The following is a 22,515-nucleotide window of genomic DNA, read 5'->3' on the forward strand; positions in this document are numbered from 1 at the left end:
AATTTGGCTGATCAGCTTCATGAGCTATGATCTGGGATACATCGACCTGGAGCAGAGAACACTACAGACAATCGACAACCCGTTCGGCACGAGGTTGTAACCCATGTCTCCGGTACAAACTGTTACCCATGTCTCCGGGTCGGACAGCGGGAAAAGTGGTGCCGCTGATAGGACTCGAACCTACGACCCCATCATTACGAATGACGTGCTCTACCAACTGAGCTACAGCGGCTGACCGGACCGGCAATTTGATCGCCGGGCGGCGCGATGCGGATGACCGGCAATCGCGGGCAGCCCAAGGGCATCACCCTTGGAATGCGCCGCTTGATACCGGAGCGCTCGCAAAGATGCAAGAGACTTTCCGCCCCGTCTTGAAGAGATCAACTGTCCAGTCGGTTACCCACGGGCCGATCCCCCTGTCTGACCCGGCTTGGACGGGCAAATCGCCCGGCTTCAGTTGAAAAACCGGGGACGGGGTTCCTTCGGCTCTTCTTCCTCGTCTTCCGTGCCTGGATCGTCGGGCATGCGCGAAAACGGAAAGGCGATCGGCCGATCGAGATCCTCGGCCGTCTCTGGCGCCTTGGCCTCCTGAACGCCGGCGTCCGAAGGCGCCTTTCCGGCCGTTTCCACCTTGGCCTCGGCTTTCTTTTCCGTCGCCTTCAGGGGGCTCTCTTTCCCGGTCTTCGCGCCCGGTGTTTCGGCGCCCGGTGTTTCAGCGCTCTGCGTTTCCGCTTTTTCGGCGGGTTCAGGCGCAGCACCGGCGGGGCTGTCCGGCAGGTCCTGGACCCGTTTTACATGACTGACATCGTCCGTCGTGCCTTCATAGCCTTCCTTTGCCGCGCGGACCGGCTCGGAGGATACCTTCGATTCGGGTTCGGCCTTCCCGGCCTCACTCTCGGCTGCCTTATCCTTTGCGGCAGGCTTCACCGGTTCGGCCTGAAGCTCGAGGTCCGCCTTCATCTCCGGTTCCGCCGGTTCAGGAGATCCGGCAGTCTCCGCCAGTTCAGGCGCAACCGGCGGCTCGACCGCGGCCGACAGGACCGGAGCCTCGAACAGAGCGTCTTCTATCGTTTCACCGGCGGATGCATCCGGCAGACCGCTCGGCGTCTTCCACTCGAAGGCATCCAGCCGCCCCGTGACCGGTGAGACCGGCTGCCATTCGGCCGAGACCACGCCGTCGGCGACCCAGGCCTTGTCCTGCGGCGCGCGAACCGCCCGCGACAGCCAGTCGCGCATCCGGCCCCTGTCGCCGTGTTCGGCTTCTTCCAGTTCCGCCATCATCAGGAACGCCGCCCGGATCGGTTCGGAACGCAAAACCTTCTTGAGCTGCTCGCGCGCCTCGTCGAATTCCCGTGCATCCATGGCCGATCGCGCCACCGCAAGCGCGCCGACACTCGTGTTGGCGCGCAGCGCCGCCAGCGACTTCACCCGTTTCAGCCGGTCGACGGCGGAATCGCCGGTGCGCACATGGGCATAGGCCTCGGCCAGGTCCGGGTGGGGCGACAGGCGCCAGGTCGCCTCGAGGATCTTCGAGGCCTTGCGGATATCGCCGCGCCGCGTCGCCAGGCGGGAGGCGTTGACGGCGGCCGGCACCAGATCGAGCGCCAGACCGTGCGCTTCCTTGGCCATGGTATAGGCCCGCTCCGGCTCGCCTTCCTCCAGCTTCTGCGCCAGGGCGGTCAGAATGACGGCCCGGTGACGGCGATAGGTCTTCTTGTCGATGAGCTTCGAGGTGTAATTGCGTTCAAGGGTGGCGAGCGCCTGTTCCCAGTGGCTGGCGACCGCCTGGTAGCCGAGCACGGCCTTGCCGGCCCATTCCAGCCCGGGCACGGCCTTGTTGGCTTCCTCGGCATAGTGGCGGGCGGCGACCGGCTCGTTGTGCCGTTCGGCCTCGATGAACAGGCCGTGCAGGCCGAGCGCGCGGGTCTCCGGATCGTCGAGCATGGCCTCGAACCGTCCCCGCGCCTCCTCGTCCTTGCCGGCAAGCTGGGCGGTCTGGGCCAGAAGCAGTTTCGTGGCGGGCTCCTCCTTCAGAAGCTTGTCCGCATCGAGGCCGTGCTTGCGGGCCAGTTTGGCATTGCCGGTGCCGAGCGCGATCAGTCCGCGCGACAGGGCCTGGTAGCCCTTGTCCTTGCGCCGGCGGGTGAAGAACCGCGACGCGATCTTCGGCGACCTGAGGATGACCAGCACCAGCCAGACCGCCGCCAGGAACAGGGCAAGGACGACGCCGACCACCAGCGCCACAACGACGGGCGGCTGTTCCCAGACATAACCGTCCCAGCTGATCGATATCACGCCGGGCAGATCCGCCATCCAGGCGAAGCCCAGCGCTACGGCAAACAGCAGGGCAAAAAAGATGAGGACGCGGATCATTGCGTTCGCTCCTTAGTGATCATACCGGCGTTCTGCCGGCCGGGCATCTGTTACAAACGCGGGAAGGCGAACTCCCCGCGCAGGAAAACGTTAGCTGTCCTTGCCGGCAAGCATGGACAGGACTTCCTTGGACGCGGCCTCGGTCATCCGGTCGACGGTCACCCGCGCCTCGGCGCGTTCGGCCCAGTCGGCACCGGCCTTCTGCGCAACCTCTGGAAGTTCCTTGTAAGCTTCCAGTCCTGCGGCAAGGTCACCGCGCGAGACCGCGTTTTCCATCCGGCGCAAGACCGCTTCCGGCCCGGTTCCGTTTTCATCGCCCGGTCCGCGCACGGCAACGATCGATTTCGCACCGGCCAGGAAACTGTCCAGAAGATCGCCGGAACGGTCGGGAGCGGAAAATGCGGCATACATTTTTCGTGCGACCGCCGGGAATTCCGCGATCAGGACGGAGGCCGGCGCCACGCCGGTCTTGGCATGGGCCTCGAGCACGGCAAGATCCGTATCCTTCGGCAGGCCGGCTTTCACCGCTGCCAGTTCCGTCGTGAACGGCCGGCCGGAATCCACCGCCGACTTCAAGGCGGAAACCGACAGGGCCCTTGCCGCGATTTCACGCGCCGTCGCATCGCCCATGGTCGCTTCGACGGCGGCAAGGCGCTTGGACAGCCCGTCCAGTTCGCTGCGCAGGTCTTCAAGACCTGCCTTGCCGGTCTTCGAGACCGTTTCAATGTCGGCGGAAAGCGTTGCCAGCGTTTCGGACGCCCGCGCCTGGCTGTCGGCAAGGGTCTTGAGCGATACGTCCGACGTCGAAACCGCCGTCTGCGCAGCCTTTGCCGTCGCTTCGACGTTCTGAAGCCGCGTCTCGATATCCGAAAGCGCCGTCTTCAGATCGCCAACGCTGGTTTCGACACCGGAGACCGTTCCGGAGAGCTTCTGGGACGCGCTGACACTTTTCTCCAGCGCCGCCAGCCGGTCGTCGATCCCCTTGATCGCTTTGTCTGTACCGGCCGTTCCGGCGCCGCCACCCGTGGAAGCCGGCAGGCTGTCGACCTTTGCTTCGAGTGCGGCAAGACCGGATTTCAGTTGCGCAAGTTCCGGCGCCAGGTCGGAGCCTGCGGTTTTCGCCATCTCGCCAACCGACTTCTCCAGGGCCGTCATGCGGTCGGAAAGCCCGGTCACCAGGGCACGGGCTTCATTGCCGCCGGCCTTCTTGGAAAGGTCTGCAAGTTTGCTTTCCAGATCGCCAATCTTGCGTTCGGCCTGATCGAGCATCCGGCTGGTCGCCGGGTCGAGCTTGCCCTGAATGTTCAAGACGCCGGCCACGTGCAGGCCGTAGGCACCCGAAAGCACCACGATCCCGCCGAAAATGGCCGCAATCAGAACGCCGAACACACCGACGCCTCCGCCCTCGGGCGCACGCGGCGGTTGGGAGGCGGACCGTGCCCCGCTCCCCCCCGACGAGGACGTGCCGGACGCAGCCGACGATGATTTCGAGGCGCTGTCCGTGGCCTTGTCGAAGGAAGAGCCAGTGGCGGTGGTCTTCGGCGCATCGGACGGTTTTGAAGCCGACGCGGATGCGGACGTGGCCGCGGATGTGGATGTCGTCTGGCTCGAAGACGCCCCGGTGGAACCGTAGGACGGTTTGGCCGAACTCGCGGACGATGCGGCGCCGGCCGGCTTCGCAGTCGTATCGGAAGAAGTTGCAGAGGACGGCTTTGGCGGCGTCGATGCCGACGAAGCCCCGGAAGAAGAAGTCCCGGAAGGCGTCGTGGACGATGACGTCGATGAGGATGCGGTGTCCGCCGGCTTGTCGGCAGGCTTGGCGGCGACCTTTTCCGGCTTCAGATCGATCGTAACCGGGCGCTTGGAGCCCGTGCCGCCCGAGGCGGACTGCGACGTGGAACCGGTCGTTCCCGACTTCGGCGTCTCGCCCGAACCGGACGTGCCGGAAGAGGAAGATTTGCCGTTGGCCGGGTCTTTGTCAGATGCCATTTCAACTCCTCCTGCCCCCGTACCAGGGGTATCTCATCCCACTATACACACCTGCCCGCCAGAAAATACCGTTACGAGAGACGGATTTCCGCAGTGCGGCAATCAGGACTCCCCCGAATTCGGTTAACACCTGTTTAAGGCAAGTTTCAGTAATGCGTCTTCACTTGGGTGCGCTGCGGTCTCGACACAAGTATATCCCGCCAGTGGCGCGCCGGCCTGCGGCGAAATGGCGAAGACCCTGATTTTTTTGAGCAAACCGGTTGAATCCGCCATTTCCAGCGCATTCAGGAACGCTTCCGCGCTCCGCCGCGAGTAGATCAGCGCGCCATCGATGGCGCCATCCCGCAGGCTGTCCAGGACGTCCGCCGGAATTTGGTCCACCGGATTTGTCTCGTAGACTATCACGGGGTCGCAACGCAGGCCGCGTGCGGCAAGGTCTCCCTCCAGATCGCCCGCCCGGTCCCTGGCGCACGGATAAAGCAGATGCCCTTCCGGCTGACGGACTGCAATCAGGACGGCGAGCGCGAGCACATCGCCATCGGCCGAAACAACAGTTTCAAACCCGGCCGATGTCATCGCCTCCGCCGTCCGCGCGCCGACCGTAAACACCGGCAGGTCCTGAAGCTCTGAAATCTGCCGGTGTTCCTTCAGGATGCCGGCCGTCCGGCTGCTGGTCACCGCAAGCCCGGTAATCCCGGTGAGATCGAAACTTGCAGGCGCGGTAATTCTGGTCTCCAGCATCGGCGCCTCGACGGCTTCACCGCCCAAGGCACGGACACGCTCCGCCGTCTTGCGGCATTCCGGTTGCGGACGTGTGACCAGGAGCCGCAAGACAGATCCTCAATCCGTCAGGAAGCCGGGGCCGGCCATGGCTTTCAGCGCCTCGCCGGCTTCCCGGCCGATAACCGCGGCCTCGGCGACGGCTCCTTGCCGTTCAACGCTGTGAACTTCCGATCCGTCCGGTTTCAGGACCGTGCCCCGGAAGGAGATTTTCTCGCCGTCCAAGAGCGCCAGGCCGCCGATCGGCGTCCGGCAGGACCCGTCAAGCACGGCCAGGAACGCCCGTTCTGCGTCGAGCCGGATCTGCGTCACCGGATCGTGGATCGCCGCAAGCAGCCTGAGCGTTTCGCCGTCATTCTCCCGGCTTTCGATGCAGATCGCCCCCTGGCCTACGGCCGGCAGGAATTCCTCCGGCTCCAACAGGCTGGTGACGACCTCCGAAAGCCCCAGGCGCTTGAGACCGGCATAGGCAAGCAGGGTGGCGTCCACGACGCCCTCTTCCAGCTTCCGCAGCCGGGTCTGGACGTTGCCGCGGTACATGACGACGTCGATATCCGGGCGAAGCCGCTTGATCATCGCCTGCCGGCGCAGGGAACTGGAACCGACGACCGCGCCCTGCGGCAGGTCCTGGAGCCGCTTGGCCTTGGGAGAGATAAAGGCGTCGCGCACGTCTTCGCGCGGCAGGAAAGCGCTCAGGATCAGCCCCTCCGGCAACACCGTCGGCATGTCCTTGGACGAATGCACGGCCAGGTCGATCCGCCCGTCCAGCATCGCTTCCTCGATTTCCTTGGTGAACAGCCCCTTGCCGCCGACTTCGGACAACGGCCGGTCCTGGATCTGGTCGCCCGAAGTCTTGATGACGACGATCTCGAACGCCTCTTCGGGAAGAGCATGGGCTTGCATCAGCCGGGCGCGGGTTTCATGAGCCTGGGCCAGCGCCAAGGCGCTGCCGCGCGTTCCGATTCGCAAAGGTTTAGTCCCCACGTCTCTCTCTCCCTGTCGCCAACATTGCGATTTGGCGTTTCGAATACAATTGCAAGGACGACTGTCCTGATGTTAGAGGCCCTTTTAAAGCTATTAAACCGGCGGCATCCAACGACTTCCATTTCGGCCGATGATACGTAACCCGAACCCGTCGGCCAATGCGGCATGATCAATGACCTCTGTCGACCCTGATTGCAACATGCGTGACTTTACCGTCCTCGGAATCGAGACCAGCTGCGACGAAACCGCCGCCGCGGTCGTGCGCGGTCCGCAAAATGCCGCCATCATGTCGAATGTCATCCGCTCCCAGATCGACGAGCATACCGAATTCGGCGGCGTCGTCCCGGAAATCGCCGCCCGCGCCCATATCGAGGTGCTCGACCGGATCGTCGGCGAAGCCATGCACGAGGCCGGCTGCACATGGGACGATATCGACGCGGTCGCGGCAACCGCCGGGCCGGGGCTGATCGGCGGCGTCATCGTCGGCCTGATGACCGCCAAGGCGATTGCCATGGCGGCCGGCAAGCCGCTGATCGCCGTCAATCACCTTGAGGGCCATGCACTGACGGCCCGGCTGACGGACGATCTTCCTTTCCCTTTCCTGCTGCTTCTGGTTTCGGGCGGCCACAGCCAGTTCCTGCTGGTGCGCGGTGTCGGCGACTATGAGCGCCTCGGCACCACCATCGACGATGCCATCGGCGAGGCCTTCGACAAGACCGCCAAGCTTTTAGGATTGCCCTATCCCGGCGGGCCCGCCGTCGAAAAAATGGCGAGACAGGGCGACGCGACCCGGTTCAGGCTGCCGCGTCCGCTCCTGGATCGTCCCGGTCTGGACATGTCCTTTGCCGGTCTGAAAACGGCGCTCAGGACCCAGGCCAAGAAACTCGAGCCGGTCGACGAACAGACGGTCGCCGACCTTTGCGCCGCCTTTCAGCGCGCAGTCTCCGATGTGCTGTCGGCTAGGACCAAGGCCGCGCTCGCGCTCTTCCGCGAACGTTTTCCCGATACCGCGCCCACCATCGTCGTCGCCGGCGGTGTTGCGGCCAATCAGGAAATCCGGACAGCCCTGACGCAAGCCGCGGACGAGGCCGGCGCCCGCTTTGTCGCGCCTCCGATGAAGCTGTGCACCGACAATGCCGCCATGATCGCCTGGGCCGGGATCGAGCACATGTGCCTCGGCCCGGTCGATGACATGGATGTCTCGCCCCGGCCGCGCTGGCCGCTCGATGCCAGAAACAGCGGTGTCCTCGGATCGGGGAAGAAAGGTGCCAAGGTCTAGAGCGCATTCCGCTGCATGAAGCCGTTTTGGCTGTTCCCTGAGGTCGGCGAACTTGCTAGGAAGAGCCAACCTGCCCTCCGGACGGACGTTTCATGCGCACCTATCACAAGGCCTATGTCTATCTGACCTGCGGATCGCGGCTCCTGGTCTTCAGCCAGCCCGACCAGCCGGACGTCGGCCTTCAGGTCCCCGGCGGCACGCTCGATCCCGGCGAAAGCCACCTGATTGGCGCCAAGCGGGAATTCCTGGAGGAAACCGGCCTCGATCTCGACATCGCCTTCCATCATCTGGCCGATCAGGAGCATGTCTACGATCAGGCGCCGGGCATGCTGCCGGGCCTACACAAACGCCGCCATTTCCACGCCGCGATAGACACGGCACCCGCGGATGAATGGGAGCACTATGAAATGACCCCGAGCGCCGGCGGCCCGCCGATCCGCTTCCGTCTTTTCTGGCTCGACCTCAACTCCGAAGAAGCCCGGAATCCCGACAGCTTTTTCGAAGGCTTTGCCGCACCGCTCGACGAATTGAGAGCCCGGGTCGAAGGAGCGAACCCATGAAGCAGATCAACCGGATTACCGTGATCGGCGGCGGCGCCTGGGGCACCGCCCTCGCCCTGACCGCGGCCCGCGCGGGTGCAACGGCAACGCTTTGGGCCCGGGATCCAGATATCGTTCGCGAAATCCAGAGCCGGCGGCAGAACGCGAAATATCTGCCCGGAATCACCTTCGACGAGGAGATCCACGCGACGGCGGATCTGCGCGAGGCTCTCAAGGCGGACGCGGTCCTGCTCGTCACGCCCGCGCAGACCACACGGGACATGCTGCGGGAAATCGTCTCGGCCGGCGGTTTCGACGGCCCTCTGGTACTCTGCGCCAAGGGCATCGAGCAATCGACGGGAGAGCTCCTGTCGGAAGTCCTGAAAGACGAACTGCCCCGGGCCGAGGCCGCGGCCCTGTCCGGACCGAGCTTTGCCGATGACGTTGCCCGCGGCTTGCCGACGGCTGTCACGATCGCGGCCGAGACGATGGAAACCGCCAACCGGCTGTGCGCGGCCATGGCATCGCCGGCCTTCCGGCCCTACGCCAGTACGGATGTCACCGGCACACTGATCGGCGGAGCCTTGAAGAACGTCCTGGCGATCGCCTGCGGCGCCGTTGTCGGCCGCAAGCTCGGCGCGAGCGCCCAGGCCGCCCTGACGGCCCGGGGCTTTGCGGAGCTTTCGCGCCTTGGGGCGGCAATGGGCGCAAGAAGCGAAACGCTGACCGGCCTTTCCGGGCTGGGGGACCTGGTGCTCACCTGCTCCTCGCCCCAGTCGCGCAACTTCAGCTTCGGGATCAAGCTGGGTGAAGGACAAAAGGCTGCGGACCTGATTGCCGCCGGCGGCAAGCTCGCCGAGGGTGCCTACTCGGCCCGCATCGCCGTCGAACTCGCCAAGCGTCTGAATGTCGAACTGCCGATCTGCGCGACCGTCGCCCGCATGATCGACGAGGGCCTTTCCGTCGATGATGCCCTGACCATCCTGATGTCCCGGCCGCTGAAACACGAGGCCGGAACCGATTGAAGATCCGGGCGCGGGACCTGTTTCAAGGCCCTGTTTTATCGTTGAGTTCAAAACCCCGCCAACCTAGGTTGGCGGACAAGAAGACAGATACGGTCCCGGATCATGAACCCGGACCGCCAGCCAAGGGGATTTCATGCTTTACGCACTGATCTGCACCGACAAACCGCATTCGCTTCAAGTGCGGCTCGACAACCGTCCGGCTCACATCGAGTTTCTGAAAGACCTGGGCGACGGCCTGAAAGCCGCCGGCCCGTTCCTGGACGACGACGGCAACATGACCGGATCGCTGGTCATCATCGAAGCGTCCAACCGGGACGAGGCGCTCGCCATTTCCCAGGAAGACCCCTACGCCAAGGCCGGTCTTTTCGAGAGTGTTGAAATCCGCCCGTGGAACTGGGCCGTCAAGAACCCGGAGGCCTAATCAAGTGCGTTACTGGCTGATCAAGTCCGAACCCAACAAATGGTCCTGGGAACAGCAGAAGGCCAAGGGCGACGCAGGCGAGGAATGGGACGGCATCCGCAACTATCTGGCGCGCAACAACATGCGCGAGATGAAGCTGGGCGACCGGGCGTTTTTCTACCATTCCAACATCGGCAAGGAAATCGTCGGCATCGCGGAAGTCTGCAAGGAAATCCATCCGGATTCGACCACCGACGATCCCCGCTGGGAATGCGTTGACTTCAAGGCCGTGTGCGACATGCCGAAGCCGGTCACGCTGGCCGACGTCAAGGCGGAACCCCGCCTGGAAAAGATGTCGCTGGTCACCTCCATGCGCCTGTCGGTGCAGCCGGTGACGGAGGACGAATGGAAACTCATCTGCAAGATGGGCGGCCTGGACGGCTGACCACGTGAAGCGCATCACCGATCCGCGCGCATTCATTGAGGCCGAGACCAGGGCAAAGCCGGTTCCCCATGCGGAGGAAATCCGGCTTTATCTTGCCGACGAGGCCATGGATCTCTGGCAGAAGACGGAAGAGGAGCTGGGCGAAATGGGCCTTCCTCCTCCCTTCTGGGCCTTCGCCTGGGCCGGCGGACAGGCGCTTGCCCGTTATATCCTGGACACGCCCGATCTGGTGGCGGGCAAATCCGTCACCGATTTCGCCTGCGGATCCGGTCTTATCGGCATTGCCGCCATGCTCGCCGGCGCGAAGTCCTGCCATGCGGTGGATATCGACAGTTTCGCGATCGAAGCGACGCTTGCGAACGCCGACCTGAACGGCGTCAAAATTTCCGTCGAACAGGCAGACATCACCGCGGGCGATCCGCCCGAAACGGACCTGTTTTTCTGCGGCGACGTCTTCTACGACAAGACCATGGCCGACAAGGTGCTGGCCTTTCTGGACCGGACCCTGGACCGGGGCACGCCGGTGCTGATCGGCGATCCCGGCCGGTCCTATCTGCCGAAGGAACGACTGGAGCTTCTTGCCACCTATCATGTTCCGGTGGTCGGCGCCCTGGAAGACAGCGAGATCAAGAAGACCTGCGTCTACCGCCTTGTGCCTAAAACGGGCGCATGATCCTGATTGCGGCAGATCGCGCGAAAAAAAACAGCACGGACCCACTTTTCCTTTTTCCGGCTTGGAGTAGGTTTAGAGCGTCAGGCGAAAACTTTGACGCATTTGACCGGAGCGCTTTTGTCTGCTGGCAAGGCGGATTGCGTGCAGTGGTGTTTCCCACCACAAGCGCGAGCCAACGCAGTCAGCAGGCAAAAGAGCCCGGCCCTTCGGGTGGCAGAAAGCGGCCCATCGACTGTGTTGCGCCGCTTGCTCGATGCACCGCATCGCGCTTCACGACGCGCCTTGCCGAATGAACCGCTATCTGCCATCAAATGCTTCAAAGTTTTCGCCTGACGCTCTTAGCCAATCGCGGTCAATTCTTAAGTGGTTGTACTGACCGACCAACTGTTCACAGACTCTCGTTTTCGAGGAGTAATCGATGCCCATTGTCAATCGCCTGGCGGATCTCGCCGATGAAATCACCGCCTGGCGCCGCGATTTCCATGAGAATCCGGAAATCCTGTATGACACCTTCCGCACCAGCGAGAAGGTCGCCGATCTGCTGAAAGACTTCGGCCTTGACGAAGTTGCAACCGGCATCGGCAAGACCGGTGTCGTCGGCGTGATCAAGGGCCGCAACGGCGGCGCCGGAAAGACGATTGCCCTGCGTGCCGACATGGACGCCCTGCCGATCGAGGAAATCACCGGCAAGCCTTACGCCTCCAAGACCCCCGGCAAGATGCATGCCTGCGGCCATGACGGCCACACCGCCATGCTGCTGGGTGCTGCGAAATATCTCTCCGAGACCCGCAATTTCGACGGCACGGTGGTTGTCATCTTCCAGCCGGCCGAAGAAGGCGGTGCCGGTGCGAAAGCCATGATCGACGACGGCCTGATGACCCGCTGGCCGATCGAGGAAGTCTACGGCATGCACAATTTCCCGGGTATCCCGGTCGGCGAATTCGGCATCCGCAAGGGCCCGCTCATGGCCGCGACCGATGAATTCCGCATCACCATCACCGGCAAGGGCGGCCATGCCGCCAAGCCGCACCAGACCATCGACCCGATCGTCGTCGGCTCCCATATCGTGACCGCGCTGCAGTCGATCGCCAGCCGCAATGCCGATCCGCTGAAATCCGTCGTCGTTTCCGTCACGGTGTTCGAAGCCGGTAACGCCTTCAACGTCATCCCGCAGGAAGCCACCCTGCGCGGCACCGTGCGCACGCTCGATCCGGGCATCCGGGAGCTTGCGGAAAAACGGATGAAGGCTCTGGTAAGTTCCATCGCCGAAGGCTTCGGTGCGACGGCGGAGATCGAGTACATCCTCGGCTATCCGGTCACGGCGAACCACGACGCCCAGACGGAATTCGCGATCGAGGTCGCCGAAGGCATCGCCGGCAAGGGCAAGGTCGATCCGGACATCGCCCCGATGATGGGCGGCGAGGATTTCTCCTACATGCTGCTGGAACGTCCGGGCGCCTTCATCTTCGCCGGCAACGGCGACAGCGCCGGCCTGCATCACCCGGCCTACGACTTCAACGACGACCTGATCCCGGTCGGCTGTTCCTACTGGGTCAAGCTGGTCGAAACGGCGATGCCCGCGGCCTGATAGTCCGGCCGAAAACCAGATGCGTCATCGAGACAGGAAGAGGGTCGGTTTTCACCGGCCCTTTTTCATGGAGCACTCCCGAACTCACCCTGGGTAAGAAAGTTCCTGTAAGGAATTCAATAACCAATACAAATGTTTAGGCAGCGTAACTTCATACTTTCCGGCCCGGGATAAGCTAGTTTCCTGCGCGGGAGACATGCAGTGTTCACGGGTGGGGCAGACAGTGACGATCGCAAAACACGAATGGGCCGCGACCTTACGGTTCGACATGATACCTCAGGTCTTTCTGACCAATGCCGACAAGGTTCTCGATTATGCGCTTCAGCCGATCGTCGATGCCCATAGCGGCGACGTCTACGGCTTCGAAGCCCTGGTCCGCAACACGGACCAGCTCGGCTGCGCAACACCGGGGGAGCTGTTCGATCTCGCCCATTCCATAGACTGCCTGCCGCGCCTGGAACTCCTGCTCCGGCGCAAGGCGATCGGCAAGTTCGCGAGTATTCCGCATAGAAGCGCGGAAAAACTGTTCCTGAATGTCGACGCGCGCCTGCTTGAGGCACATGATTTTCTCATGCCGGAAACGGTCACGATCCTGTCGAAACACGATCTTAAGCCGACGAGCATCTGCCTGGAAGTGTCCGAAGCCGAAGACACCTCGCAGATGAGCAAGGTGAAGGAGTTCGTCAAACGGGGGCGCACGCTGGACTTTTCCTTCGCCATCGACGATTTCGGCAAGGGCTATTCCCAGCTCCAGAGCCTTTACGATTTCGAGCCGGACATTCTCAAGATCGACCGGTTCTTCATCCAGTCGATCCAGTCCGATGCCCGCAAGCGGCTGCTGGTCGGCTCGATGGTGGATCTGGCCCATGTGCTGGGCATGCGTGTGGTTGCCGAAGGCGTGGAGACGGAAGCCGAACTCAAGGTGTGCCGGCAGGTCGGCTGCGACCTGATCCAGGGCTATCTGGTCGCCCATCCCTCCACCCGGATCAGCGACGCCCTGCCGCGCTACGAACGCATCGCATCGGTCGCCGCAGCCCAGAAGCAGAGCGGACAGTCGGATTCCGAACTGCTCCGCCGCGAGATCCGCCCGCTTGTCGCCCTGCGCGACGACGCGACCATGGATGACGTCCTGGCCCTCCTGCGCGCCGGACGGGCCTATCCCTTCATCCCGGTCGTCAACGCCGCGGACGAACCCCTCGGCCTGATCCAGGAAACCGATATCAAGGACCTGATCTACATGCCGTTCGGCCAGGATCTCCTGCGCAACAAGGCGGTCAACAACAAACTGCGGAAATTCGCCCACCGCTGCCCGGTCGCGGATCTGAACTCCAGGCTGGACCAGCTCGTCGGAATGATCGCCCATGATGACGATGCCGGCGGCGGTGTGATCATCACGCTGAAGGGCAAATACTACGGCTTCCTGACCACCAGTTCCCTGTTGAAGATCGCCAACGAAATCCGCATGCGCGAGGCGGAGGACCAGAACCCGCTTACGAAGCTGCCCGGCAACGGCTCGGTCACGTCATTCGTGTGCGACGAGGCGGCCAATTCGGACGCCGAGCGGAGCTTCTGCTACATCGACTTCGACCACTTCAAGCCCTTCAACGACACCTACGGCTTCCGCACCGGGGACCGGGCGCTGCTGTTGTTCTCCGAACTGATCAAGCGGCTCGCCAATTCCGGCCGGGATTTTGCCGGACACATCGGCGGCGACGATTTCTTCATCGGCCTCAAGGATCGCAGCCTCGATGAAGTGGAAAGCCTCATGTCCGCGCTCCAGGCGGAATTCCGGCACCAGGCGGAGAGCTTCTACGATCCGCAGCACCGCGAGGCCGGGTTCATCTGCGCGAAGGACCGCACCGGCGTGGAACGGCGCTTTCCGCTTCTGACCTGCTCCGTCGCCATCCTGCACCTGCCGGCAGGTCTTGCAGTCGACAATCAGGATCTCCTGCTGCGCCAGATCGCGACCCTGAAATACGACGCCAAGGCCGATGAACACGGCATCGTCACCGCGACCTTCGGGCACAAGCCGGATCAGAAATCCAAAACCCCTTTGCTGGCGATGAACGGCGCGGCGCCACCGGAAAAATACGCTCTCTCGAATTGATCGATTGAGCCGCAAAACGCTGCCATCAACTCTATTCCGGGCCGGGCAAGGCACGGCACCGCCTCGCCCACAGGCTGTCATCGCCCGGCGAAGTCCGGGCGATCCAATCCACCTTGCCGCACCTGAAGCTGTCGAAAAGAGGCTCGGATCAAGCAAAATCCGCCGGCGTTGAAGCCGCACCGCTCTGGAAACGCGTGGATCACCCGGACTTCCCGGGTGAAGACACCAGTAGGATATTCCGGCGCCCTTCAAACAAACAGTCCTTCGCGTCCGCGTCTGAATTGTATACGCTTGTGTCCAATAATTTGCTTTTCCGGCCGTTATGTCGGATAAACTTTGCATCGCTTCTGTAATCTCCGGTCCCCATGGAAACGTTCTTCGACACCCTGCTGCCGCATCAGCTGTCACCGGCCATCTCGCTTCTGCTGATCGCGATCAGTTTCGTGACATCCGCGCTGACGGCCGCGATCGGGCTTGGCGGCGGCATTGCCCTGATCGCGATCATGGCGAACGTCATGCCGGTGGCGGCCCTTGTTCCGGTGCACGGCGTCATCCAGTTCGGATCGAATGTCAGCCGCGCCCTTGTCCTGATCCGCTACATCGACTGGTCCATCATCGGATGGTTTGCCGCGGGTGCCGTTTGCGGCGCGGCCCTTGGCGGATCGGTCGCCGTCACCCTGCCCGCCCCCTATCTGAGGCTCGGCATCGCCTGTTTCGTCCTGTGGACGGTCTGGGGCAAGCCGCCGAAGCTGGAACGGGCAAAAAAGCCTGCCATGGCGGCGGCCGGCCTGGTGGCAACGCTGTTCTCGATGTTTTTCGGCGCGACCGGGCCGATCGGGGCCAGCGTCCTGTCGACGCTGGGCCTCACCCGGCACCAGTTCGTCGCCAACCAGGGCGCGACCGCTCTCCTCATGCACCTGATGAAGATCATCGCCTTCGGCCTGCTCGGCTTTGCCTTCGCGCCCTGGCTCGGCCTGATCGTTTTCATGATCATCAGCGGGTTCTTCGGCACCCTTTTCGGTAGCCGGCTGCTCGGACGCATGCAGGAAGCCACCTTCAAGAAGGGCTTCAAGGTGATCATGACCCTGCTCGCCCTCAACCTGCTCCGGCAGGCCGGCGAAGGCCTGTTCTTCAGCTAAGGTGCTGGACTCGAAATAAACCTCACGTCAACAGCATTCGCCGGGAACCCATTTCAGATCGAAAAACAGATCGGCAGAACTGGCCTAGTTCGACTTCTGCACCGCCGGGAAGGTCCATTTACCGTCAATTACGGACGCGTCGGGCCGGTAAAGCCGTACCGTATAATTCCATCCCTCGGTTAGCGGTATGCAATTCATACGGCTGGAATCATCACAACCGCCAAGATTTACGGTCATGGATCCGTCGGGGTTTGCCTTCCCGGACTGGCTGTTGATGTTGTAGACGCCCTTGTCGTTCTTCTGGAAGAAACCGTCCTTGTTGTAGACGCTGACTGACCAGAACGCCTTGACCGGAACATCCTTCGGCACGTCGATCTGATACCGGCCGATCGGCAGCTTTGGATTTTCACTGAGGTAGAAGGCATCCTGGGAAGGAAGTCCGCCCCAACCGAATGCGGCACCGAGCATGTGGGGAACCTGTTGCGTGGTTTCCATGCTTCCAAAGGCTCCGGTGGAATCCGGCAGGAATTTGGACACACCCAACAACAGGTCACGCAATTCCTTGTAGGATTTCTCATCATAGTTGGGATGCGTGTAGGCGTTCGCCGAAGCCGCCTCGACGCGGAATTTGTTTTGCAGGTCGTTAGCTTTCTTGATGTCGGCCGGGTCACTGGAATCGACGAGCGTTCTGAAGGCAACCAGCACGTAGTCCGTATCGAATTCATCCTTGGTCAGTACGTGCGTGCCTGGCTCGTAATATACCTTGTTGATGTATTCGTTCTCGTTGACGACCATGACGGAATTATACCGTCCGTCTGTTTCGGGCATGGTCAGTTTGGCGCCCTGGCTGATATCGACAATGGCGAAGCTGTAGAGCGTGTCCCGGTTCATCCGGATGACCGACTGCTTGTCGAGCGGGGTCGGCTCACGGAAGCTCACCAGCTTGTTGATACCGCCGGTCATTTTAAGGATGCGGTCGAATTGCCCGGCAGTCTCGGCCGCAACGTAATTGTTGACAGTCACCGGAACGCTTGCGCCTTGAACAAGTTCAGACAGTCTGTCGAAACTTGGTTCTACGGCTGAAGCGGCGAAGGGCATGAGGGTAAAGGCGGTGGCAGCCGCAGCTGCGCAAAGGGATTTTGCAGTCATCGAACAATCTCCGACATAGTGCGAATACACATGGTAAAATCTCGGCACCCTCACTAAAAACACGATATTGCTGTGGTTACCGCATTGATATCCGTCAACCGAGCAACCGCGTCTCGCGAAGGTCTACAGGCTTGCTGTACGGCGAGGGCCTGATCAGGGACATCGCAGGCCGTTCAAAACGTTCGATTGACCTTTTCGATCCGCTTGATTGAACTCTTCACAAGCGCGCCAGCCTTGCCAGACGATTGCCGAACCGCTAACCCAAGCGCATCGAATTCTCATGAGAACAAACGGGGCGGAAACCCATGGCAACGAATAATCTCCTCCTTCTGCCGGGCGACGGCATCGGTCCGGAAATCATGACCGAAGTGAAGAAGGTCATCTCCTGGTTCAATGCGCGCGGCGGCGACACGTTCGAAACCGACGAAGGCCTTGTCGGCGGCTGCGCCTATGACGCGCACGGCCAGTCCATTTCCGAAGAAGACATGGCCAAGGCCATGACTTCCGACGCGGTCATTTTCGGTGCGGTCGGCGGTCCGAAGTGGGACGGCGTTCCCTATGAGGTCCGTCCGGAAGCCGGTCTCCTGCGCCTGCGCAAGGACATGGAGCTCTTCGCCAACCTGCGCCCGGCGATCTGCTACCCGGCCCTTGCCGACGCCTCCTCGCTGAAGAAGGACGTGATCGAAGGCCTCGACATCCTGATCCTGCGCGAGCTGACCGGCGGCGTCTACTTCGGCGAGCCGAAGACGATCACCGATCTCGGCAACGGCCAGAAGCGGGCGATCGACACCCAGGTCTACGACACCTACGAGATCGAGCGCATCGCCAAGGCCGCCTTCGAGCTTGCGCGCACGCGCAACAACAAGGTCACCTCGATGGAAAAGCGCAACGTGATGAAGTCCGGCGTGCTTTGGAACGAGGTCGTCACCGAGACCCACAAGAACGGCTACCAGGATGTCCAGCTGGAGCACATGCTAGCCGATGCCGGCGGCATGCAGCTCGTCCGCTGGCCGAAGCAGTTCGACGTGATCGTCACCGACAACCTGTTCGGCGACATGCTGTCCGACGTGGCCGCCATGCTGACCGGCTCGCTCGGCATGCTGCCGTCGGCCTCCCTCGGCGCCCCGGATGCCAAGACCGGCAAGCGCAAGGCGCTCTACGAGCCGGTCCACGGCTCCGCCCCGGACATCGCCGGAACGGGTGCGGCCAACCCGATCGCCATGATCGCCTCCTTCGGCATGGCCCTGCGCTATTCGTTCGAAATGGTCGCCGAAGCCGACATGCTCGACAAGGCGATTGCAAATGCCCTCGACAAGGGCCTGCGCACGAAGGACATCGCCTCTGATGGCGACAAGGTCGTCAGCACCGTCGAGATGGGCGATGCCATCATTGCCGAACTGGATGCGCTCAGCGCCTGATTTCGGCAAAAACAAAAAAAGGCTGTTGGCGGGTTGCCCGCCGGCAGCCTTTTCTTTTACTGACAGCCGGGAAACCGAAAGGCCAATCCGATGACCGACAAGATCACCCCTTTCCTCGGCACCTGGATCCTGGATGTCGAGGCCAGCGACTACGAACAGGGCGAGCCGCCGAAAAGCGCCACGATGAAAATCGAGGACGAATTCGGCATGGTCAGGTTCGCCATGAGCCAGGTGACGGCAGAAGGGGAAACGGTCGACGACGAGTTCTCCGCCATGCCCGACGGCCCGGAAACGAAACTCGGCAAGAGCGGACTGGTCGATGCCATGCGCCTGGTCTTTGACGGCGACCGCAATCTGGTCTCCGAAGCCCGCCGCGGCGGACTGACCCTGATGAAGGCGGAGCGGGAACTGTCGGAAGACGGCCGGACGCTGACGGTGACCCAGACGGTTCACCTGGTCGATGTCGCCAGCTTCACCAACATCTCCGTCTACCGCAAGGCGCAGTAGGCCCTTCTCACGCTGACGGGTCTTTCGTTGCGCCGGCAATGGCGAGCGCGGCCGCCCTGGCGCTTTCTGCGATCAGGTCGGATGTTTCCCGATCGGCAACTGCCCGCGCAAAGGTCAGCCCGCCGACCAGGCCGGTGATAACGGCCCATGCGCGGCGCGTGCGGCCCTCGGCCTCTCCGTCCCTGAGCCCGTTGGCGATCAGGGAAACGATCCGCTTCATGCGGTCTTCGAACAGGCCGTTGAGCGGCGCCCCGGCGCGCACCACGTCGGGCGTCAGGGTCGCCATGGCGCAGCCGCACGCCAGATCCGAGCGGTGCTCGGGGCTAAGGTAATAATCCGCAAAGGCCTTGAGCCAGTCCGCGCCGTTTTCCGACTGGAAGCGGGTGACCCCCTCCAGGACTTCGTCCAGCCCCTTGGCGAGGGCCGCTTCAAACGCCGCGTCCTTGGATCCGAAGTGCGCGTAAAACGCACCCGAGGTGACACCGGCGCCCTTTGCCAGGGAATCCACACCCACGCCTGCGTAGCCATGCGCCCGGAAGCCACGTCCGGCGGCATCCACCATGCGCTTTCGCGTCTCTTCCCTCTTGGACGTCATTCGGCTCTCCGATTTCAAAATATAACGATCAATACATTTTCCTTGAAAATATAGCGACCGTTATGTAAATGAAAATAACGATCGTTATTTTTGTGGAAACGGCCGTTCCACGCCCAACGGAGAATCTTGAAAATGCCAATCCAGCTTATCGTCACCGACGGACTGATCGCCCCGGACCGGCAGCAGTCCGCCTTCAGCCAGCTCACAGACCTTCTGCTTTCCCTGCACGGGCTAACCGGAAACGAATTCATGACCCCGGCAGTCATCGGCGAAGTCACCGTGGTACCGGCCGGAAAGACCTTCGCCGCCGGTGACCCGGAACCCATCGCTGTCCTGGAACTGACTGTGCCGTCTTTCGTCCTGGCAACGCCGGAGCTCAAGGCGGCCTGGATCGAACAGGGGACCGACATCATCGAAAAGGCCGCGGAGGGGAAGCTCCCGAGACACCGGATCTTCGCCAACATCTCCTATGCGGTCGACGGCGGCTGGGGCATTGCCGGCAAGGCCTACTCCAACGCCGACCTCGGCGACGCCATTCAAAAGGCGGCAGCCGCTGCCTGATCCCGGGAGGACGAAGACATGCCAATGGTACGCATCGATCACACCCGGCGAGACGATCCTGATTTCGCCGGCAAGGCCTCGGAAACGGTTCGCTCCGCCCTTGAGACGGCCTTCTCCGTCCCGAGGGAGGACTTCTTCCAGGTCGTGACCGCTCACGAGTTCGGCAGCGGGTTATTCGGCCCGCAGCGCTTTCTCGATATCGAGCACACGCAGGACCTGGTGTTCGTCCAGATCACCTGCGCGACCGGGCGCTCGAAAGAACAGAAGATCGCCCTGTTTCAGGCAATCAGCTCAGGCCTTGCCGGGGAAACCGGCATGCGGCCGGACGACGTGATTATCAATCTCGTCGAGAACCAGCGGGAGAACTGGTCCTTCGGCCGGGGCGAAGCGCCATTCGCGTGATCAGACCCGTGATCGAGGACGCCCGGAAGCAATCGCTGCCGGGCGTTCCCCGTTTCTGCGCAAGCTCAAAACATCGAAGCATCATTGACACATAAGCAAACCTGCCTTCGGAATGGAGCGAACCGATTTAGGGGGCGCAGATTTTGCAAATATGTTTTTTCAATTCCCCAGACAGAACAAGACTGTTGGGGCGCTGTCTTAAAACCCGCCTTGCCGACGAGCCCGGAGGGAGGTGGCATTGACCAATCCCGATTTCCCAACCTCCGAATACGAGCAACGCCTCGAACGCGCACAGCGCGCCATGCAGGCACAGGGTCTCGACGCCCTGCTCCTGACCAATGAGGCCGACGTCCGCTATTTTTCCGGCTTCCGCACCCTTTTCTGGCAAAGCCCGACACGGCCGTGGTTCCTGGTCCTGCCGAAGAGCGGCAAGCCGGTCGCCGTCATTCCGGAGATCGGCGCCAACCTGATGGCCTCCACCTGGCTGGACGACATCCGGACTTTTTCCTCGCCCCATGAAACCGACGACGGCATCACCCTCCTGGCCGCGGTGCTGAAGAAATCGGACCGGATCGGCCTGCCCATGGGCCGCGAAAGCACGCTGCGGATGCCGCTCAATGATTTCAAGCGGTTGAGAAGCGCGTTGCACCTGAGCGAATGGGTCGATGCCGCACCGCTGGTTCAGGGACTTCGAATGGTGAAGTCCGAACTGGAGATCGAAACCATTTCGGACATCTGCCGGATTGCCTCGGACGGTTTTGCCAGTGCAGCCGATCTGTTTCAGGAAGGCCAGACGCTCAAGGAAGCCTTCCGCGCCTTCCGGATCGAACTGCTCAGCCAGGGCGCCGATGACGTGCCCTACCTTGTTGGCGGCGCCGGTCAGGACGGATACGGCGATGTCATTTCACCGCCGGACGACCGGCAGCTTGCCGCGGGCGATGTGCTGATGCTCGATACCGGCGCCACCCTGAACGGCTATTTCTGCGACTTCGACCGCAATTTCGCGATCGGTCATGCAAGCGATGCGGCCAGGAGAGCCTATTCGACCCTTTACGTGGCAACCGACGTGGCGATTGCCACCGCCCGGCCCGGGGTCACCTGTGCCGATCTGTTCCACGCGATGGCGGATGTCATCGGCACCACCGGCAGCGATGTCGGCCGCTTCGGCCACGGGCTCGGCATGCAACTGACCGAAGCCCCGTCGCTGATCGATTTCGACGACACGGTCCTCACCGAAGGCATGGTGATCACCCTGGAACCGAGCATGGAAGTCGCGGACGGCAAGATCATGGTGCACGAGGAAAACATCGTGATCCGGGACGGACCCCCAACGCTTCTGACCCGCCGCGCGCCGCCCGATTTGCCGGTCCTTTAGGCCGACTTTCCGATGTCATGCAGCTTTTTCTGCAGCGCAAGCTTGTCCAGCGACCTGATCGGCAGACTGACGAATACGGAAATCCGGTTGTTCAGCATGCGGTAGGCCTCGGTGAAGGCGAGGCTCTTTTCCGTCTCGCTTCCCTCCGCCTTGACCGGATCGGGAACGCCCCAATGGGCCGTCATCGGCTGGCCGGGCCAGACCGGGCAGCTCTCGGCCGCCGCCTGGTCGCAGACGGTGAAGACGAAATCCATGGCCGGCGCACCGGCCTCAGCGAACTCGTCCCAGCTCTTGGAGCGCATGTCATCGGTCTTGTAGTTCAGCTTCTGCAGAAACTGCAGCGCCTTCGGATTGACCGCGCCGGACGGATGGGAGCCGGCGGAATAGGCGTTGAAACGGCCTTGGCCGAGACGGTTCAGGATCGCTTCGGCCATGATCGAACGGGCGGAATTTCCCGTGCACAGAAACAGGACATTGTAGGTGTGTTCAGTCATTCGCAATTGTCCTTCAAGATCCCTGTCCGTCACAGGGCACAGGAAACCTCCCGGATGACCTCACGGCACAGGTCCGGCTGGCCGCCGCAGCAGTCGGCCATGAGAAACCCGAGCAACGCCCGGATACCGTCGAAATCCGCGTAGTAGCGAATGGCCCGGCCTTCGCGCTCGTTGCGGATCAGCCCGGCATTCAGGAGCACGGCAAGGTTGGCCGACATGGTGTTCTGCTTGACGCCGAGGATTTCTCCGATTTCACCCGCCCCCATGCCCTCGGCTCCGCATTTGATCAGAAGCCGGAAGACATCGAGCCGAGTCTGCTGACTCAGGGCGGAAAAGGCGTTGAGGGCGTTATTTGTATCCATATATCATGATTTATTGATATATTATGACGATTTGATGACCGGCTGTCCGGCCCGACGGCTGTTGTCAATTCCGTTCAGGTTGATTCAGCCTCGGTATGACACGGCATCTTGCGTGTTGCGGAAAAGGGCCGCGCTGCTTTTATCCGGTTGACAATTTTCCGGTTCCGGGCAAAAACCGGCTCGTTTCGTACTTACTGGAGCAATGGCATGGTCCGGCACTTCGCCGACAACGCGAAAAAGCTGACGACGGTTTCGACCGGCGCTGGTTTCGCCTACGCGACCGTTGCTCCGACAACCACCGTCAAACCGACTACGAAAACCACCGCTTAAC

General features: G+C 62.2%; 25 protein-coding genes and 1 tRNA gene. 17 read left to right on the forward strand and 9 right to left on the reverse strand.

What is annotated here, in order from left to right; all coding sequences use genetic code 11:
- Window positions 1-156 precede the first annotated feature (156 nt).
- From HK439_RS24545 to HK439_RS24555, 3 genes are all read right to left on the reverse strand, one after another.
- Window positions 157-232, reverse strand: a tRNA-Thr gene (locus HK439_RS24545).
- 221 nt (window positions 233-453) lie between these two features.
- Window positions 454-2,373: a heme biosynthesis protein HemY gene (locus tag HK439_RS24550; RefSeq protein ID WP_190294136.1), complete on the reverse strand. Its 1,920-nt coding sequence runs from the start codon at window positions 2,371-2,373 to the stop codon at window positions 454-456.
- Between the two features lie 90 nt (window positions 2,374-2,463).
- A complete protein-coding gene (locus tag HK439_RS24555) occupies window positions 2,464-3,762 on the reverse strand; it encodes a COG4223 family protein (protein WP_209012052.1) in 1,299 nt (432 codons plus the stop codon).
- Here HK439_RS24555 and HK439_RS24560 point away from each other — a divergent pair.
- Together HK439_RS24560 and HK439_RS24565 are read left to right on the forward strand one after the other, a co-directional pair.
- Window positions 3,737-4,006: a hypothetical protein gene (locus HK439_RS24560; RefSeq protein ID WP_190294137.1), complete on the forward strand. Its 270-nt coding sequence runs from the start codon at window positions 3,737-3,739 to the stop codon at window positions 4,004-4,006. The genes HK439_RS24555 and HK439_RS24560 overlap by 26 nt on opposite strands.
- Before the next feature lie 6 nt (window positions 4,007-4,012).
- Window positions 4,013-4,489, forward strand: coding sequence for a hypothetical protein (locus tag HK439_RS24565; RefSeq protein ID WP_190294138.1), 477 nt, complete (start codon window positions 4,013-4,015; stop codon window positions 4,487-4,489).
- Here the strand turns inward: HK439_RS24565 and HK439_RS24570 are convergent.
- Together HK439_RS24570 and hemC are read right to left on the reverse strand one after the other, a co-directional pair.
- Window positions 4,486-5,193 (reverse strand): uroporphyrinogen-III synthase, encoded by a 708-nt coding sequence (locus HK439_RS24570; protein WP_190294139.1) that lies wholly within the window; start codon window positions 5,191-5,193, stop codon window positions 4,486-4,488. The genes HK439_RS24565 and HK439_RS24570 overlap by 4 nt on opposite strands.
- Before the next feature lie 9 nt (window positions 5,194-5,202).
- On the reverse strand, window positions 5,203-6,126 hold the full coding sequence (hemC, locus tag HK439_RS24575) for a hydroxymethylbilane synthase (RefSeq protein ID WP_190294140.1): 924 nt from the start codon (window positions 6,124-6,126) through the stop codon (window positions 5,203-5,205).
- 199 nt (window positions 6,127-6,325) lie between these two features.
- Between hemC and tsaD the strand changes: the two genes are divergently transcribed.
- The 9 genes from tsaD to HK439_RS24620 all read left to right on the forward strand — a co-directional run bounded on the left by tsaD (window position 6,326) and on the right by HK439_RS24620 (window position 15,321).
- On the forward strand, window positions 6,326-7,405 hold the full coding sequence (tsaD, locus tag HK439_RS24580) for a tRNA (adenosine(37)-N6)-threonylcarbamoyltransferase complex transferase subunit TsaD (protein ID WP_209012053.1): 1,080 nt from the start codon (window positions 6,326-6,328) through the stop codon (window positions 7,403-7,405).
- Between the two features lie 92 nt (window positions 7,406-7,497).
- Window positions 7,498-7,965 (forward strand): NUDIX hydrolase, encoded by a 468-nt coding sequence (locus tag HK439_RS24585; RefSeq protein WP_190294142.1) that lies wholly within the window; start codon window positions 7,498-7,500, stop codon window positions 7,963-7,965.
- On the forward strand, window positions 7,962-8,969 hold the full coding sequence (locus HK439_RS24590) for an NAD(P)H-dependent glycerol-3-phosphate dehydrogenase (RefSeq protein WP_190294143.1): 1,008 nt from the start codon (window positions 7,962-7,964) through the stop codon (window positions 8,967-8,969). The genes HK439_RS24585 and HK439_RS24590 overlap by 4 nt, the downstream gene beginning before the upstream one ends.
- 133 nt (window positions 8,970-9,102) lie before the next feature.
- Complete coding sequence (locus tag HK439_RS24595) at window positions 9,103-9,390, forward strand: YciI-like protein (RefSeq protein ID WP_190294144.1); 288 nt, start codon at window positions 9,103-9,105, stop codon at window positions 9,388-9,390.
- Window positions 9,391-9,394: 4 nt separating this feature from the next.
- Window positions 9,395-9,814: an EVE domain-containing protein gene (locus HK439_RS24600; protein WP_190294145.1), complete on the forward strand. Its 420-nt coding sequence runs from the start codon at window positions 9,395-9,397 to the stop codon at window positions 9,812-9,814.
- Window positions 9,815-9,818: 4 nt separating this feature from the next.
- Complete coding sequence (locus HK439_RS24605; protein WP_190294146.1) at window positions 9,819-10,487, forward strand: class I SAM-dependent methyltransferase; 669 nt, start codon at window positions 9,819-9,821, stop codon at window positions 10,485-10,487.
- 418 nt (window positions 10,488-10,905) lie between these two features.
- Window positions 10,906-12,075, forward strand: coding sequence for a M20 aminoacylase family protein (locus HK439_RS24610; protein WP_190294147.1), 1,170 nt, complete (start codon window positions 10,906-10,908; stop codon window positions 12,073-12,075).
- A 223-nt stretch (window positions 12,076-12,298) separates the two neighbouring features.
- Window positions 12,299-14,182, forward strand: coding sequence for a bifunctional diguanylate cyclase/phosphodiesterase (locus tag HK439_RS24615; RefSeq protein WP_209012054.1), 1,884 nt, complete (start codon window positions 12,299-12,301; stop codon window positions 14,180-14,182).
- A 365-nt stretch (window positions 14,183-14,547) separates the two neighbouring features.
- Window positions 14,548-15,321: a sulfite exporter TauE/SafE family protein gene (locus tag HK439_RS24620; RefSeq protein ID WP_190294149.1), complete on the forward strand. Its 774-nt coding sequence runs from the start codon at window positions 14,548-14,550 to the stop codon at window positions 15,319-15,321.
- 84 nt (window positions 15,322-15,405) lie between these two features.
- Here the strand turns inward: HK439_RS24620 and HK439_RS24625 are convergent, their stop codons facing one another.
- Complete coding sequence (locus tag HK439_RS24625; protein ID WP_190294150.1) at window positions 15,406-16,470, reverse strand: DUF1214 domain-containing protein; 1,065 nt, start codon at window positions 16,468-16,470, stop codon at window positions 15,406-15,408.
- 305 nt (window positions 16,471-16,775) lie between these two features.
- Between HK439_RS24625 and leuB the strand changes: the two genes are divergently transcribed.
- Both leuB and HK439_RS24635 read left to right on the forward strand, forming a co-directional pair.
- Window positions 16,776-17,888, forward strand: a complete 1,113-nt coding sequence (leuB, locus tag HK439_RS24630; protein ID WP_190294151.1) for a 3-isopropylmalate dehydrogenase — start codon at window positions 16,776-16,778, stop codon at window positions 17,886-17,888.
- A gap of 90 nt (window positions 17,889-17,978) precedes the next feature.
- Complete coding sequence (locus tag HK439_RS24635) at window positions 17,979-18,395, forward strand: hypothetical protein (RefSeq protein WP_190294152.1); 417 nt, start codon at window positions 17,979-17,981, stop codon at window positions 18,393-18,395.
- A 7-nt stretch (window positions 18,396-18,402) separates the two neighbouring features.
- On the opposite strand, the gene HK439_RS24640 is transcribed toward HK439_RS24635, so the two are convergent.
- On the reverse strand, window positions 18,403-18,990 hold the full coding sequence (locus HK439_RS24640) for a TetR/AcrR family transcriptional regulator (protein WP_190294153.1): 588 nt from the start codon (window positions 18,988-18,990) through the stop codon (window positions 18,403-18,405).
- A gap of 132 nt (window positions 18,991-19,122) precedes the next feature.
- Here HK439_RS24640 and HK439_RS24645 point away from each other — a divergent pair, with 132 nt between their 5' ends.
- The 3 genes from HK439_RS24645 to HK439_RS24655 all read left to right on the forward strand — a co-directional run bounded on the left by HK439_RS24645 (window position 19,123) and on the right by HK439_RS24655 (window position 21,328).
- A complete protein-coding gene (locus tag HK439_RS24645) occupies window positions 19,123-19,551 on the forward strand; it encodes a Tautomerase enzyme (RefSeq protein WP_190294154.1) in 429 nt (142 codons plus the stop codon).
- An 18-nt stretch (window positions 19,552-19,569) separates the two neighbouring features.
- Entirely contained in the window at window positions 19,570-19,953 is a 384-nt protein-coding gene (locus HK439_RS24650) for a tautomerase family protein (RefSeq protein ID WP_190294155.1), read from the forward strand.
- Between the two features lie 232 nt (window positions 19,954-20,185).
- Window positions 20,186-21,328: a Xaa-Pro peptidase family protein gene (locus HK439_RS24655; RefSeq protein WP_328804239.1), complete on the forward strand. Its 1,143-nt coding sequence runs from the start codon at window positions 20,186-20,188 to the stop codon at window positions 21,326-21,328.
- Here the strand turns inward: HK439_RS24655 and HK439_RS24660 are convergent.
- Together HK439_RS24660 and HK439_RS24665 are read right to left on the reverse strand one after the other, a co-directional pair.
- Window positions 21,325-21,822 (reverse strand): arsenate reductase ArsC, encoded by a 498-nt coding sequence (locus tag HK439_RS24660; RefSeq protein WP_190294157.1) that lies wholly within the window; start codon window positions 21,820-21,822, stop codon window positions 21,325-21,327. The genes HK439_RS24655 and HK439_RS24660 overlap by 4 nt on opposite strands.
- 29 nt (window positions 21,823-21,851) lie before the next feature.
- Window positions 21,852-22,184 (reverse strand): ArsR/SmtB family transcription factor, encoded by a 333-nt coding sequence (locus tag HK439_RS24665; RefSeq protein WP_190294158.1) that lies wholly within the window; start codon window positions 22,182-22,184, stop codon window positions 21,852-21,854.
- Window positions 22,185-22,292: 108 nt separating this feature from the next.
- Between HK439_RS24665 and HK439_RS24670 the strand changes: the two genes are divergently transcribed.
- Entirely contained in the window at window positions 22,293-22,514 is a 222-nt protein-coding gene (locus HK439_RS24670) for a hypothetical protein (RefSeq protein ID WP_190294159.1), read from the forward strand.
- Window position 22,515: the final 1 nt, after the last annotated feature.

The organism is Roseibium aggregatum, from assembly GCF_014692675.1.
Lineage (GTDB): Bacteria > Pseudomonadota > Alphaproteobacteria > Rhizobiales > Stappiaceae > Roseibium > Roseibium aggregatum_C.